At 74.2% G+C, this 12,683-nt stretch carries 11 protein-coding genes; 4 read left to right on the top strand and 7 right to left on the bottom strand.

Annotation, left to right across the window (positions count from 1 at the left end; genetic code table 11):
- Window positions 1-8 precede the first annotated feature (8 nt).
- The 3 genes from speB to BXY45_RS12370 all read right to left on the bottom strand — a co-directional run bounded on the left by speB (window position 9) and on the right by BXY45_RS12370 (window position 2,875).
- Window positions 9-956 (bottom strand): agmatinase, encoded by a 948-nt coding sequence (gene speB, locus BXY45_RS12380; protein WP_342799554.1) that lies wholly within the window; start codon window positions 954-956, stop codon window positions 9-11.
- 129 nt (window positions 957-1,085) lie between these two features.
- On the bottom strand, window positions 1,086-2,021 hold the full coding sequence (locus BXY45_RS12375; protein WP_109774807.1) for a hypothetical protein: 936 nt from the start codon (window positions 2,019-2,021) through the stop codon (window positions 1,086-1,088).
- Window positions 2,021-2,875: a SatD family protein gene (locus tag BXY45_RS12370; RefSeq protein ID WP_109774806.1), complete on the bottom strand. Its 855-nt coding sequence runs from the start codon at window positions 2,873-2,875 to the stop codon at window positions 2,021-2,023. Before BXY45_RS12370 ends, BXY45_RS12375 begins: the two co-directional genes overlap by 1 nt.
- 175 nt (window positions 2,876-3,050) lie before the next feature.
- Here BXY45_RS12370 and BXY45_RS12365 point away from each other — a divergent pair, with 175 nt between their 5' ends.
- Both BXY45_RS12365 and BXY45_RS12360 read left to right on the top strand, forming a co-directional pair.
- Entirely contained in the window at window positions 3,051-3,971 is a 921-nt protein-coding gene (locus BXY45_RS12365) for a glycerophosphodiester phosphodiesterase family protein (RefSeq protein WP_245961783.1), read from the top strand.
- Entirely contained in the window at window positions 3,968-5,398 is a 1,431-nt protein-coding gene (locus BXY45_RS12360; RefSeq protein WP_245961782.1) for an MFS transporter, read from the top strand. The genes BXY45_RS12365 and BXY45_RS12360 overlap by 4 nt, the downstream gene beginning before the upstream one ends.
- A 30-nt stretch (window positions 5,399-5,428) precedes the next feature.
- On the opposite strand, the gene mmuM is transcribed toward BXY45_RS12360, so the two are convergent.
- Window positions 5,429-6,433, bottom strand: coding sequence for a homocysteine S-methyltransferase (gene mmuM / locus BXY45_RS12355; protein ID WP_109774805.1), 1,005 nt, complete (start codon window positions 6,431-6,433; stop codon window positions 5,429-5,431).
- A 216-nt stretch (window positions 6,434-6,649) separates the two neighbouring features.
- On the opposite strand from mmuM, the gene BXY45_RS12350 reads away from it, so the two are divergent.
- Window positions 6,650-7,000 carry an RNA polymerase-binding protein RbpA gene (locus BXY45_RS12350; protein ID WP_109774804.1) on the top strand — a complete coding sequence of 117 codons (351 nt, stop codon included), beginning with the start codon at window positions 6,650-6,652 and terminating at the stop codon, window positions 6,998-7,000.
- A gap of 104 nt (window positions 7,001-7,104) precedes the next feature.
- Here BXY45_RS12350 and BXY45_RS12345 read toward each other — a convergent pair whose 3' ends face one another.
- The 3 genes from BXY45_RS12345 to BXY45_RS12335 are packed head-to-tail and all read right to left on the bottom strand — an operon-like array spanning window position 7,105 to window position 11,404.
- Window positions 7,105-7,947 carry a polyprenol monophosphomannose synthase gene (locus BXY45_RS12345; protein WP_109774803.1) on the bottom strand — a complete coding sequence of 281 codons (843 nt, stop codon included), beginning with the start codon at window positions 7,945-7,947 and terminating at the stop codon, window positions 7,105-7,107.
- Window positions 7,944-9,674, bottom strand: a complete 1,731-nt coding sequence (lnt, locus tag BXY45_RS12340) for an apolipoprotein N-acyltransferase (RefSeq protein WP_109774802.1) — start codon at window positions 9,672-9,674, stop codon at window positions 7,944-7,946. Before lnt ends, BXY45_RS12345 begins: the two co-directional genes overlap by 4 nt.
- The gene (locus tag BXY45_RS12335) at window positions 9,671-11,404 is read right to left on the bottom strand and encodes an amidohydrolase (protein WP_245961781.1); all 1,734 of its coding nucleotides are present in this window, start codon (window positions 11,402-11,404) and stop codon (window positions 9,671-9,673) included. The genes lnt and BXY45_RS12335 overlap by 4 nt, the downstream gene beginning before the upstream one ends.
- A gap of 95 nt (window positions 11,405-11,499) precedes the next feature.
- Here BXY45_RS12335 and BXY45_RS12330 point away from each other — a divergent pair, with 95 nt between their 5' ends.
- Window positions 11,500-12,540, top strand: coding sequence for a 5'-3' exonuclease (locus BXY45_RS12330; RefSeq protein ID WP_109774801.1), 1,041 nt, complete (start codon window positions 11,500-11,502; stop codon window positions 12,538-12,540).
- The last annotated feature ends 143 nt before the right edge of the window (window positions 12,541-12,683 follow it).

Here is a 12,683-nt window from a genome sequence, read left to right as displayed (position 1 = left end):
GGCTGCGGTCACTGGGGGGTCCCGTTCGTCGGAGAGAGGGCCATGAGGGAGACAAGGTCGTAGGCAACGTGGCTGGCGGCCACGGCGGTCATCTGGGCGTGGTCGTAGGCGGGGGCCACCTCGACGACGTCGGCGCCGACCAGCTGCAGGCCCGCGAGGCCGCGGAGCACCTCGAGGAGTTCGCGGCTGGTCATGCCGCCGGCTTCGGGGGTGCCGGTGCCGGGGGCGTGGGCGGGGTCGAGGACGTCGATGTCGATGCTGAGGTAGAGCGGGCGGTCGCCGATCCGCGAGCGCAGTCCGTCGACGATCTCGTCGACGCCGCGGCGCATGACGTCGGCGCTGGTGACCAGGCCGAAGCCGAGGCGGGCGTCGTCGGTGAGGTCGGAGCGGCCGTACAGGGGGCCGCGGGTGCCGACGTGGGTGAGGGCGCCGGGTTCGAGCAGGCCTTCCTCCACGGCGCGGCGGAAGGGGGTGCCGTGGGTGTAGGGGGCGCCGAAGTAGGTGTCCCAGGTGTCCAGGTGGGCGTCGAAGTGGACCAGGGCGACGGGGCCGTGGCGGCGCACGACGGAGCGCAGCAGGGGCAGGGCGATGGTGTGGTCGCCGCCGATGGTGACCAGGCGGGCGCCGGCGCCGGAGAGCTCGTCCGCACCACGCTCCACCTGTTCGATCGCCTGTTCGATGGAGAAGGGATTGGCGACGACGTCGCCGGCGTCGACCACCTGCTGACGCGCGAACGGGTCGACGTCGAGCCCGGGGTGGTGCGGGCGCAGCAAGCGGGAGGCCTCGCGCACGGCGGCCGGGCCGAAGCGGGCACCGGGGCGGTAGGAGACCCCGGAGTCGAACGGCACCCCGATGACGGCGACGTCGGCACGCCCCACCTCGTCCGCACGGGGCAGGCGGGCGAACGTGGCCGGTCCAGCGAAGCGCGGGACCCGGGAGGAGTCCACCGGCCCCACGGGTACGCCGGTCTCGCTGCCGGTCGTGCTGCCGGTCGTGCTGCCGGTCGTACCGTCGTCTGCCTGCTCGGAGATCGTCTCGGGCGCCACGACGTGCATCGTAGGGATGTCGCCTCCGGGTCTTCCGACTCAGGCGCCTCCCAGCACGACCACCCCGGCGACGGCGAGGGCGAGCAGCCAGCTCGTGAACGTCCCCACGAGGAAGTACTCGGTGACGACATCGGCGCCGCGCAGCGCCCGAGCAGGCTCCGCCGCTCCTGACCCTGCCGGCTCTCCTGCCAGCGCCAGGCGACTGGCGGTGCGCACCTCGGGCAGGCGCAGCAGCCCCTTGGCGGCGATGACCGCGGCGGCGGCAGTGAGGTCTCCCCCGAGAGCCAGACCGAGGAGGAACACGCGTTCGAGTGGGCCGAGGAGTCTCCCTCCCCGCAGAGCCGCCTCACCCGCGTCGGGAGGTGTGCCACTGGCGGTGAGCACGAGCCGTACGACCCGATTGGCGGTAGCCAGCAGCAACCCCGTGCCCACGACCGCCAGCAGTGCGCGCCCAGCCCCGACCGAGGCCAGACCGGGCAGCCCCGCTGCCTCGAGGGCCGCCCACCAGCGGGCCAGGGGCGCCGACGGTTGCAGACCCGGCACCAGAGGAGCCAGGAGGACGACGACGGCGTGCATCCCCGCCAGGCCCGCGAGCGCCGCGATCGCGGCCCCCTCCGGCCTCGAGGTGCGCCCAGCTCGGACAGTTCGCGCATCTCGGGCAGCTCGTCCGGGACGCGCCTGCCGTGCGGGGCGCAGACCACCGGGCGCCTCGCTGAGGACGATCCACACGAGTGCGCCACCGGCTGCCGCGAGCGCCACGGCGGCCACGTGAACGGCACCCGTGGTGGTCACAGTGGTGGTCACAGTGGTGGTCACAGTGGTGGTCACAGTGGTGGTCACAGTGGCCAGCAGCAGGCCCGACAGGGCCGCGGCGAGGCCTGCCATCACGCGTCGGGGCAGGCTGACCGGGCCGGGGGTCCAGCGCACCAGGTCGGCGACGGCCAGCCCGGTCCACAGCGCGGCGAGCAGCAGCATCAGACCTCCTGCCGGACCGAGGCGCGCCCGGCCTGATGTCCGACCGAGTGGGCGAGCTGATGGGCAAGGTGGTGGGAGTCCAGCAGCTGCTGACCGCGCCAGATGGCGAGCGCGCCGGACCGGGCCAGGGCCTGACTGACGGCGGGCTGGGTGACCCCTTCGGCGTGGGCGACCACCTGCTGGGGATGTCCGCGCAGCTGGTGGGCCAGCAACCGGCGGGCGCGCGGACTCATCCGCGCGACGACGTCGTCACGGATGGCGAGGAAAGCGTTGGCGGTGGCCGCGGCGCTCACGTCGCCGTCGTCATCGCCATTGCCGTTGCCGTTGCCGTTGCCGTCGTCATCGTCATCGTGATCGCCCCCCGCGTCCGGACCACCGTGGTCGAGGCTCCTGTCGACGAACCAGGTCCGGGTGCTCCGCGAGCGCGGTGACGCGGCGAGGCGCTCGGCGGTCTCCACAGCCCTGCGCGCGGCCCACCAGGCTGGGCCGTCCTGGACGGGGGGTGTCGCGGCAGGGTCGACGACGACGGCGGTGCCAGCTCCGAGCCCTACCCGGACGTCGGCGCCGGCCTCGAGCAGGGCCAGGCGCACCAGCAGGGCGGCCCGCGCTGCGGCGCCGAGGGTGCTGAAGGTGCCCTGGAACTCATCGCCGATGGTGGGCGCGAGGGGCTGCCGGGCCGGGACGAGCGCGCCAGCGTCGTGCAGGGCGGCGACGAGGGTGCGCTGCAGGCCAGCGCGGTCGGTCGCGCGCCGGGAGCCGACGAGGTCACCGATGACCGCGACGACGACCTCGCGGCCGCTCGGCCCACCATCAGTCGGCCCAACATCAGTCTGTGGCTTATCCACATTGAACATCACATCATGAGTGATGCGTGACGGCTCGATCCCACGTCCGATCGGCTCACGCCGGGGACAGCCGCGCCTGATGTTCACCAGCACGTCACCGCGTCCGAAGGCGCAGCGGGCCGGGAGTCGCGGGGCGCTAGGCCACACTTCCCCGGTGCCTTCCGGTGTGCCCGAGCCTGCGCATGTGCCCGAGCCTGCCCGTGCGCCGGGCAGGACCTTCCTGGGGGCCAGTGGCCCCGTGGCGCTGGCTCACCGCGGCGGAGCCGCACACCCGGAGAACTCCCTGGCAGCCTTCGACGACGCGGTGGCGCTGGGGTACCGGTTCCTGGAGACGGACGTTCACGCCACCGCCGACGGTGTCCTGGTCGCTCTGCACGACCCCACCCTGGACCGCACCACCGACGGCACGGGTCCGCTGTCGGCGCTCACCTGGGAGCAGGTCTCCCGCCTGCGCCTGCGTGACGCCACCGGTGCGGTGACGCAGCACGCCCCGGTGCGCCTGGAGGACCTGCTCGACGCCTGGGCCGACCAGCGCCCACGGGTGCGACTCAACGTCGACGTCAAGGAGGTCGGTGCGGTTGCGCCGATGGTGGCGTTGCTCGCTGCCCGACGTCGCGACGCCCACCGGGTCTGCGTGGCCTCCTTCTCCGACGGCCGCCGCCGCGCCGTCGTCGCGGCGCTGGCAGCGCGCGGTGTCCCGGTGACCAGCTCCGCCGGGACCGCCGGGGTGCTCAGGTTCCTCGTCGGGGCGCGCCTGGGGCTGCGCGGCAAGATCTTGCGGGCACTCGTCGGCGCCGACGCGCTGCAGGTGCCCCAGACGTCAGCGGTGGCCGGACGGCAGGTGCGCATCGTCACCGGCCTCCTGGTCGAGGCCGCCCACTCCGCAGGCCTGTCCGTGCACGTCTGGACCGTCGACGACCCCACCGACGTCCACCGCCTGCTCGACCTCGGGGTGGACGGGATCGTCACCGACGACGCCGCCGCCGTCCGCGAGGTGCTCCGCGAGCGCGGGGCGTGGCCACCCCGCATCGAGGACCCGACCACCACATCGACTGCCCGCCCGACGGCCAATGGCCCTGCCGCCGCGGAGGAGCCCCGCTCGTGAACGCACCTCAGAGCCCCACACCCCGGGAGCCGGTGCTCACCGAGGCGCAGCGCGGGCGAGCGCGCCGCGCCTGGTACGTCTACGACTGGGCCAACTCCGCCTACGTCACCACGACCGCCACCGTCCTGTTCTCTCCCTACCTCACCGCCATCGCGGAGGCGGCGGCGTGCCCGGGCGGGGTCGGGGAGGTAGTGCGCGACGGCGCCACTACCTGCCCGGTGGCTCTCAGCGTGCTGGGGATCCCCGTGGCCCCGGGATCGCTGGCGCTGTACGTGGTGACCTTCGCGACGCTGCTGTCCGCGATCGTGCTGCCGGCGGTGGGCGCGGTGGCCGACAGGTCTCGTTCCCCGCGACGGCTGCTCAGCGGCTTCGCATGGGTGGGCGCCACTGCGGCCGCGGCGATGGTCTTCGTCTCCGGAGACCGCTGGGTGCTGGGGGCACTCCTGCAGCTCGTGGCGAGCCTGTGCCTGGGCGCCTCGCTCGTCGTCTACGACTCCCTGCTCGTGCGGCTGGCGCGTCCTGAGGAGCGTGACCGGATCTCCAGCCGGGGTTGGGCGATGGGGTACGCCGGTGGGGCGCTGCTGCTCGCGGCCAACCTCGTCCTGCTGTCCAGCGCCGACGCCCTCGGGCTGGACCAGGGCAGCGCCGTGCGGCTGTCGCTGCTCACCGCGGGACTGTGGTGGGGCGCGTTCACCCTCGTGCCGCACCTGGGACTGCGGCGGCTGGACGGAGAGCCCGCCGTCGTCGTCGCCCCCGGCAGCGCCCTTCCCCGAGGGGGCACCGCGCGCGTCGTCCTCGGATCCCTCGGGCAGCTGGTGCGCACGCTGCGCGGGGCGCCGGCGTACCCGCAGACCCTGCTGTTCCTCATCGCTTACCTGTTCTTCAACGACGGCGTGCAGACGGTCATCGCGGCGGCCAGCATCTACGGGCAGCAGCAGCTGGGGCTGGCGTCGAACCAGTTGGTGATCGCCATCCTCCTCGTGCAGGTGGTGGCGCTGCTGGGAGCGCTACTGGCCGGAGGCATCGCGCAGCGGACCTCGGCGAAGGCGACGATCCTCGGCTCGCTGGTCATCTGGATCGGGGTGGTGGTGGCCGGGATGCTCATCCCGGCCGGCCGGTTCGGGCTGTTCCTCGTGCTGGCGGCCAGCATCGGGCTGGTGCTCGGTGGCACGCAGGCGCTGTCGCGGTCGCTGTTCAGCCAGCTGGTGCCCGTCGGGCGAGAGGCGGAGTGGTTTGGGCTGTACCAGTCCGCCGAGCGCGGCACGAGCTGGCTCGGCACACTCGTCTTCGGACTGGTGTTCCAGCTCACCGGGTCCTACCGGCCCGCGATCGCCTCGCTCGTGGTGTTCTTCGTCGTCGGTGGGGTGCTGCTGGCACGCCTCGACGTGGCGCGCGGTCGGGCACAGGCCCAGCGCACCACCCCCTAGCGCACCATCCCTGAAGGGGATCGTCGCGCGTCAGGGGGTGAGCACACCGGCCAGGGCGGCGATGTGCGCGGGACGCACCCGACAGCACCCTCCGACCAGGCGGGCGCCCGCGTCGAGCCACTGCGTTGCCCCACGGGAGAGGTCATCACCCACCCCAGCGCGCTCACCAGCAGAGCCGGCACCCGTCCAGGCGCGGGCGGCGGCATCCCAGGCCTCTCCGCTGTTGGGGTAGACCACCAGCGCCGCCTCGCCCGCCGGCACCGCCGCCCCCACCTGCTGCAGCGCCGGCAGCACCGCCGAGGGGTCCAGGCAGTTCACGCCGACGGCGATGACGGTCGGCACCCGCGCCGCCGCCGCGAGCACCGGCGCCAGCGGCTCGCCACAGCGGGTGCGCGCGACGCCGTCGTCGTCGACCACCGCGCTCATCGACACCCACGCGGGCACCGCCAGCGCCTCGAGCTCGAGGACGAGCGCCTCTACCTCGGCGGCGCCGGGCAACGTCTCGCACGCGACCACGTCGGCTCCCGCGGCGGCGAGCAGGTCCAGGTGCGGGCGGTGGTGCTCGCGCAGCTGCCGCTGCGAGACGCGCTCGGGGCCGTGCAGGTAGGAACCGGTGTACTCCGAGCCGTCCGCCAGGTGCGCCCCGTAGGCGCCGATGGATCCGGCGACCCAGCCGCGCCGCCCCGCGGAGTCCACACCGTGCTCCTGACCGGCATCCAGGCCCTGGCGTGCCAGCGCCACCGAAGAGGAGATGACCCGTTCGGCCTCGCGCCGTTCGAGTCCTGCGGCCATCAGGCCGGGCAGCGTCGCCTGGTAGCTGGCGGTGGTGACCACCTGAGCTCCGGCGGCGGCGAAGGCGGCGTGCGCGGCGACGACGGCGGCCGGGTCGTCCAGGAGCAAACGCGCTGACCAGAGGGCCGTGGAGACGTCGTGCCCCCTGGTCTCCAGTTCGGTGGACAGGCCGCCGTCCAGGAGCACGGAACCGGCCGCGAGCGCCGCCCGCAGGCTGCTCGAGGGGTGGCTGACGTCGTCCATGGGGTACAGGGTGTCACCGAGATCACACTCAGCGTCGGATCGGGCGCGACCGAAGGGAACAGATCGGGGTAGTTGACCGTTGTGGTCGGAGTACCGGCTGCTGCAGTGGGGGCGCACGGCAGCCCCCCTGCGACTGATCCGACTCGGCCGTGGTTCCCGACGCACGACGACGCCAGCGCCGGGGCGAGACGGCGTGAGAAGCGACTGGAGGACATCATGAGTGACAGGAGCCTGCGCGGAACGCGCCTTGGTGGCTCGAGCATGGAGAGCGAGGAGGGCGTCGAGCTGGCGCCCCGTCAGCTCGCGGTCTACGACTGCCCGCAGGGGCACGTGACCCAGCTGCCGTTCGCCGCCGAGGCCGACGTGCCCGCGGTCTGGGAGTGCCGCTGCGGCGCCGAGGCGCTGCTGCGTAACGGCGAGACCCCCGAGGTGAAGCCGACCAAGCCGGCGCGCACCCACTGGGACATGCTCTTGGAGCGCCGTTCCGTGGCTGACCTGGAGGTGCTGCTCGAGGAGCGGCTCACCAAGCTGCGCAACGGCACCCTGCACCAGCGGCGCAGCGCCTGACGCTGACCGCACCCCCGCGCGGCGCGCGCCCGCCCGCAGCGCCGTGCGGACCCGGGTGAGGACCTCGCCCCCGCGGGTCCCCCGGGAACGGGCCGGTGCTCTCCCTACCGGGAGGGCCCGGCCCGTCGTCGTTCCCGGACGTGTGCCAGGGCCTTCTGGGCTCTGAGGACGACGACGCCCGCCGCCGTCCTGGCCTGGTCGGTGCGGCGCTGCGCGCCCCAGACGGTGGTGCGCCACAGGGCCTCGACGACGATCGCGCGGCTCATCTTGCTCGCGCCGGCCGCCCGCTCGGTGAAGGTGATGGGCACTTCCACCACGCGCAGCCCGGCTCTGACCACGCGCGTGGCGAGGTCGATCTGGTAGCAGTACCCCTCCGAGCGCACCGAGGGCAGGTCGATCGCGCGCAGCGCGTGGGCCCGGTAGGCGCGAAAGCCCCCGGTGGCGTCGTGCAGCGGGGCTCCCGTGGCCCAGCGCGCCCAGATGCTGCCGGCCCGCGAGAGCAGCTGGCGGGTCAGCGGCCAGTCGACCACCCGCCCGCCGGGCACCCAGCGCGAGCCGAGGGCGAGGTCGGCACCAGCGGCACCCCGGCGACCGGCGTCGTCCCCGGGTACTCCGACGGCAGCCAGCAGTGAAGGCAGCTGCTCGGGGGCGTGGGAGCCGTCGGCGTCCATCTCCACGAGCACGTCGTACCCGCGCTGCAGGCCCCAGGTGAACCCCGCCGTGTACGCGCCGCCGAGGCCGCTCTTGCGGGGGCGGTGCAGGACGTGGACTGCGGGGTCGGAGACGGCGATGGCGTCGGCGATCTCGCCGGTGCCGTCGGGGCTGCCGTCGTCGACGACGAGGACGTCGGCGTCCGGCACCGCCGCCCGCAGGCGCGCCAGCGTGACCGGCAGGGACTCGCGCTCGTCGTAGGTGGGGGTGATGACCAGCACGCGCTGGCCGCTCACGCGACCGGCTCGCGTTCGACGGGCCGCTCGTCCACGACGGGTCCGTCGGCGCTGAGGCGTCGGCGGCTGAGCAGCAGCCCACCGGCCGCCCCGAGCAACCCCAGCGCGGAGAGCAGCCCCTCCAGCGGCACGCCCGCCTGCCGGACGCGGTCGGCCACGCTCAGCGACGTCCGCAGCGGCAGCTGACCCGAGATCACCGCCGGGGTGTACAGCTGCGTGGGGTCCACGAGGGTGCCGTCGGGCATGACCAGCGCGCTGGTGCCCACGGTGGAGACGTGGACGACGGCGCGGCCGTGCTCGACCGCCCGCAGCCGCGACATCGCCAGCTGCTGGACGTTCTCCGCCGAGTACCCGAAGGTGGCGTTGTTGGTCTGGACGACGAGCAGGTCGGCGCCGTCGTCGATGGTGTCGTCGACCAGGCCGTCCTCGACCACCTCGAAGCAGATCATCACGCCCAGCTTCGCGCCCCCGGCGTCCAGACGCCCCACCCGGTCCCCGGGAACGAACTGGTTCACCACGAGGTCGACCTTCTTCGTGATGAGCCTGAAGAAGGATTTGTAGGGGATGTACTCCGCGAACGGCACCGGGTGGCGCTTGTCGTAGGACTCGACGACACCGCCGCGGCCGTTCAGCCCGGCGCGGGTGGTGCCGTCCGGCTCCCACACCAGCGACGTGTTCCGCACCGTGCCCGGCTCGTTGCCGACCAGCACCGCCCCGAGCACGATCGGCGCCTTCACCGCATCAGCGGCCGCCTGGATCTCGGAGTTGGCGTCGAGGTTGCGCAGCGGGTCGATGTCGGAGGAGTTCTCCGGCCACACCACGAGCTGCGGCGCGGGCGCCTGCCCCTCGCGCACCCGCTGGGACAGCCCCAGGGTGCCCTTGACGTGGTTGTCCAGGACGGCACGGCGCTGGGCGTTGAACTCCAGCCCCGCCCGCGGCACGTTGCCCTGCACGGCCGCCACCGACAGGTCGCCGTCCTCGGCTCCCGTGGGCCGGGGCACGAGCGCCCCGACAGTCGTCACGGCCAGCGCTGTGAGCACCGTCACCACGGCGGTGACGGGGACGACGACGCCGGGCCGCCCGGGCCGTCCCGCGAGCGCCGCGCGCTCGTCGCGCCGGGCCAGTAACCCCTGAGCCAGGAGCGCGCCCGTCAGGGCGACGGCGAAGCTCACCAGGGGCGCCCCCCCGAGCGCTGCCAGGCCGAGGGTGGGGGCGTCGGCCTGGCTGAAGGCGATGCGTCCCCACCCGAAGCCGCCGAACGGCCAGCGGGCGAAGCCGGCCTCGATCGCCGTCCACGCCCCGGCGGCGGTGAGCGCCCGCAGCAGCGCTGCCAGCAGACCGGCGCTCGGCGTGGTCAGGGCGCTCAGTGTGCTCCGCAGCGGGAAGCGCAGCCGCGACGTCCACGCCATGAGCACCGCGGCCACCGCCACGGACAGCGCGCACGCCACCGACAGGGGGATCCAGGCGATGAGCCCCAGGTAGATGCCCGACCACGAGACCAGCGGCAGGTAGAACGCGAGCCCGGTGAGCAGGCCCAGGCCCGCGGCTGGCCAGGCGCGCCGAGCGGTGACGGCGACGAGCAGCCCGGCGATGCCCAGCGGGGCGAGGAACCACAGGTCGTGCCCGGGGAAGGCGAGATAGAGCAACAGCCCGGCGCCGATCGCCACCGGGACGGCCGCGCGGGCCCGCAGCACCGGCACGGAGCCAGCCGAGATCACGGGGTTCATGCGAGCACTCCGGCGTCGTGGGCGGTGCGGCCGCGCACGAGCGTGAGCAGGCAGCGCGGAGCCGGGGTGCCGGGCGTGAGGTCGGGCAGGCCCGGGGTGCCGGAGCGCGCGTCGGTGCTCCACGCCTGGAACCTGTCGTCGGGGGCCTGCACCACGAGGTCGGACGGCTCCCACACCGCCAGCGTCGCGGCACTTCCTGGGACGAGCGCGCCCTCGCCGTCGCGGCGGGCGGCGCGCCAGCCCCCCCGCGTGGAGGCGAGGAACGCGGCCCGCGCGGAGATCGCGTGCTCGTGGAGGTGCGGGAACGCTGCGGCCCGCACCGCCTCCCAGGGGGCGAACGGCGTGACGGGGCTGTCCGATCCCAGCGCCAGCGGCACTCCGGCGGCGGCGAGTGGGCCGAAGGGGTGCAGCCCCAGCGCCCGCTCGCGGCCCAGGCGTGCGGCGTAGACACCGTCAGGGCCGCCCCACGCGGCGTCGAAGGCGGGCTGGACGCTGGCCACCAGCCCCAGGCGGGCCATCGTGGCGATGCCAGCGGCGTCCACGGAGGTCACGTGCTCGATGCGGTGGCGCGCGGCCGCCAGCGGCAGCGCACCCTCGGCGGCCAGGACGTCGGCGGCGGCGCCGAAGGCCTCGAGCGCGAGGTCGAGGCCGGCGTCACCGATGGCGTGCACCCCTGCTTGCAGGCCGGCGCGGGTGCACGCGAGGACGTGGTCGCGCAGCGCCTCGACGTCGAGGTAGGCGTACCCGCGCGATCCCTCGGCTCCAGCTGGCAGGTCGGCGTACGGCTCGCGCAGCCACGCCGTGCGGGACCCGAGGGCACCGTCGACGCAGAGGTCACCGCCCAGCCCCATGAGGGTCCCCTCCGGAAGGGCCAGGTCGGCCACGAGCGCCCGCGCGGTCTGCTCGTCGGGAACCAGCTCGCCCCACAGGGCGAGCACGTCGGGCAGAGCCCGTGACAGCGCGGCGCGCTCGTCGTCGCCGTCGTGCTCACCTGCTTGCGAGAGGGCGACGAGGTCGCGCAGGTCGTCGTGGCTGCCGACGTGCGGCGCCGAGCACTCGTGGACGCTGCCGATGCCCGCGAAAGCCGCGGCGCGCAGAGCCCGCAGCTGCAGCTGGCGACGGCGGGCCGGGTCGTCGAGCAGCGGCTGGTGGACGGCGTCGCGGGCCGCGTGGTGGGCGTCGCGCTCCACGCGGCCTCCGGAGCTCGCCGTCCCGGCGCGGGCCGCCAGCGCCGGGGAGACGACGGCGGAGTGGACGTCGATGCGGGAAAGGTAGACCTCGGTGCCGGCGCCCGCGGCGCGCTCGAGCTCGGCGGCGGTCGGCGGGCGACCCTCGGGCCAGCGGGTCTCGTCCCAGCCGTGGCCGAGCACCGGCTCGCCGGGGTGCTCGGCGGCCGCCCGGGCCACGAGGTCGAGAGCTTCCGTCAGGCTCCGGGTGGCGCTGAGGTCGACGCCGGTCATCGCCAGGCCGGTCTCGGTGGTGTGGACGTGTGCGTCGACGAAGGCCGGGGTCACGAGCGCGCCGTCGAGGTCGACCACCGCCAGGGCCTCGCCGTCGGCACGAGCCCGGGCGGCTTGGGCGTCGGCGGCTTCGTCGGAGCCCACCCAGGCGACCGTCGGGCCCTCCAGGAGGACGGCGGTGGCGAACGGGTCGGCCGGGGAGTAGACGCTGCCGCCGCGGTAGAGCACGCGGCGGGGGGCGTCGAGGCCCGGCACGGGCGGTGCGTTCACCGGCTCATTCTGCCGTCGTGTCCTGGGAGCACGATGCCATACATGGTTCTGTTATCAGACGCTGCCCGGACTCGCCTACGCTCTACGCTGACGCGGTGCCAGACCATCTCGACGGCGCGCAGCGCACGCTACTGCTTGACGCCGCCACCCTGTACTTCCGCGCCTTCTACGCCATCCCCTCCTCGGTGAAGGCCCCCGACGGCACGCCATCCGGCGCGGTGCGCGGCTTCCTCGACATGACGGCGACGCTCGTCGAGAGGTTCCGCCCGGCCTTCGTCGTCGCCTGCTGGGATGACGACTGGCGCCCCGCGTGGCGCGTCGCCCGCATCCCCTCCTACAAGACCCACCGCGTGGCGACCAGTGGAGAAGCGGAGGGTGGCGAGGAGGTGCCCGAGTACCTGCCCGCGCAAGCCGACGCCATCGCCGAGTTCCTCGAGGCCCTCGGGGTGCCGCGCATCGGAGCACCCGCCTGCGAGGCCGACGACGTCGCCGGGGTCCTCGCCACCCGCCCTCGGGCAACGGGAATTGATGGCATTGATGGCGGCATTGATGTGGTCAGCGGTGACCGCGACCTCCTCCAGCTCGTCGACGACGACGCCCACGACGGCGCGGGCGTGCGCGTGATCTGGATCGGCAAGGGCGTCGGCAAGGCCGAGGTGGTCGGCGGCGCCGCACTCGCCGAGAAGTACGCACTGCCCACAGGGGCCGGTGCGCGCCCCGGAGACGCCTACGCCGACCTCGCCGTCTTGCGCGGCGACCCCAGCGACGGCCTGCCCGGGGTTGCGGGCATCGGGGAGAAGACCGCGGCGAGCCTGCTGCGGCGCCACGGCGATCTCCTCGGCATCCTCCAGGCAGCTCTCGACGGCGACCCTTCGGTGACGCCCGCGCAGCGCACGCGCCTGGCGGAGGCCGCGGACTATCTCGATGTCGCCCCGCGCGTGGTGCGGGTGCTGCGCCACGGCGAGGTGGTGGAGCCGTTCGGGGACGGCGACCTACGCGACGGGGCCGGCGTCGCCGCCACTGACGTCCCCACTCCCGCACCGGGACGCCTGGACCAGGCCGCCGTCGGGGCCCTGGCCGAGCGCTGGGGCGCACGCTCCCCCGCCGAACGTCTCCTGGCCGCCCTCACCTCCTGACACCCCCGACCCCCTCCGTGACGATCAAGGAAGCTCTGCACGCGTCCCGTGCGAGACTTCCTTGATCGTCATAGAAACGCTCAAGTCTCAGGTGAAGGTTGAGAGTCAAGCTCTGGCTGAGAGTGAGGGCATCGACGCAGCTC

The sequence above is a fragment of the Quadrisphaera granulorum genome, assembly GCF_003149145.1.
Lineage (GTDB): Bacteria > Actinomycetota > Actinomycetes > Actinomycetales > Quadrisphaeraceae > Quadrisphaera > Quadrisphaera granulorum.
The sequence above is the reverse complement of the archived record's forward strand: the minus strand, read 5'-3'. Positions and strand labels throughout refer to the sequence as shown.

Bases quoted from the DNA above. Each gene is read 5' to 3' on its own strand.
- BXY45_RS12370 (WP_109774806.1), bottom strand. From the start codon at position 2,875: ATGTTCAATGTGGATAAGCCACAGACTGATGTTGGGCCGACTGATGGT.
- BXY45_RS12375 (WP_109774807.1), bottom strand. From the start codon at position 2,021: ATGCTGCTGCTCGCCGCGCTGTGGACCGGGCTGGCCGTCGCCGACCTG.
- mmuM (WP_109774805.1), bottom strand. From the start codon at position 6,433: ATGGACGACGTCAGCCACCCCTCGAGCAGCCTGCGGGCGGCGCTCGCG.
- lnt (WP_109774802.1), bottom strand. From the start codon at position 9,674: ATGAACCCCGTGATCTCGGCTGGCTCCGTGCCGGTGCTGCGGGCCCGC.
- BXY45_RS12350 (WP_109774804.1), top strand. From the start codon at position 6,650: ATGAGTGACAGGAGCCTGCGCGGAACGCGCCTTGGTGGCTCGAGCATG.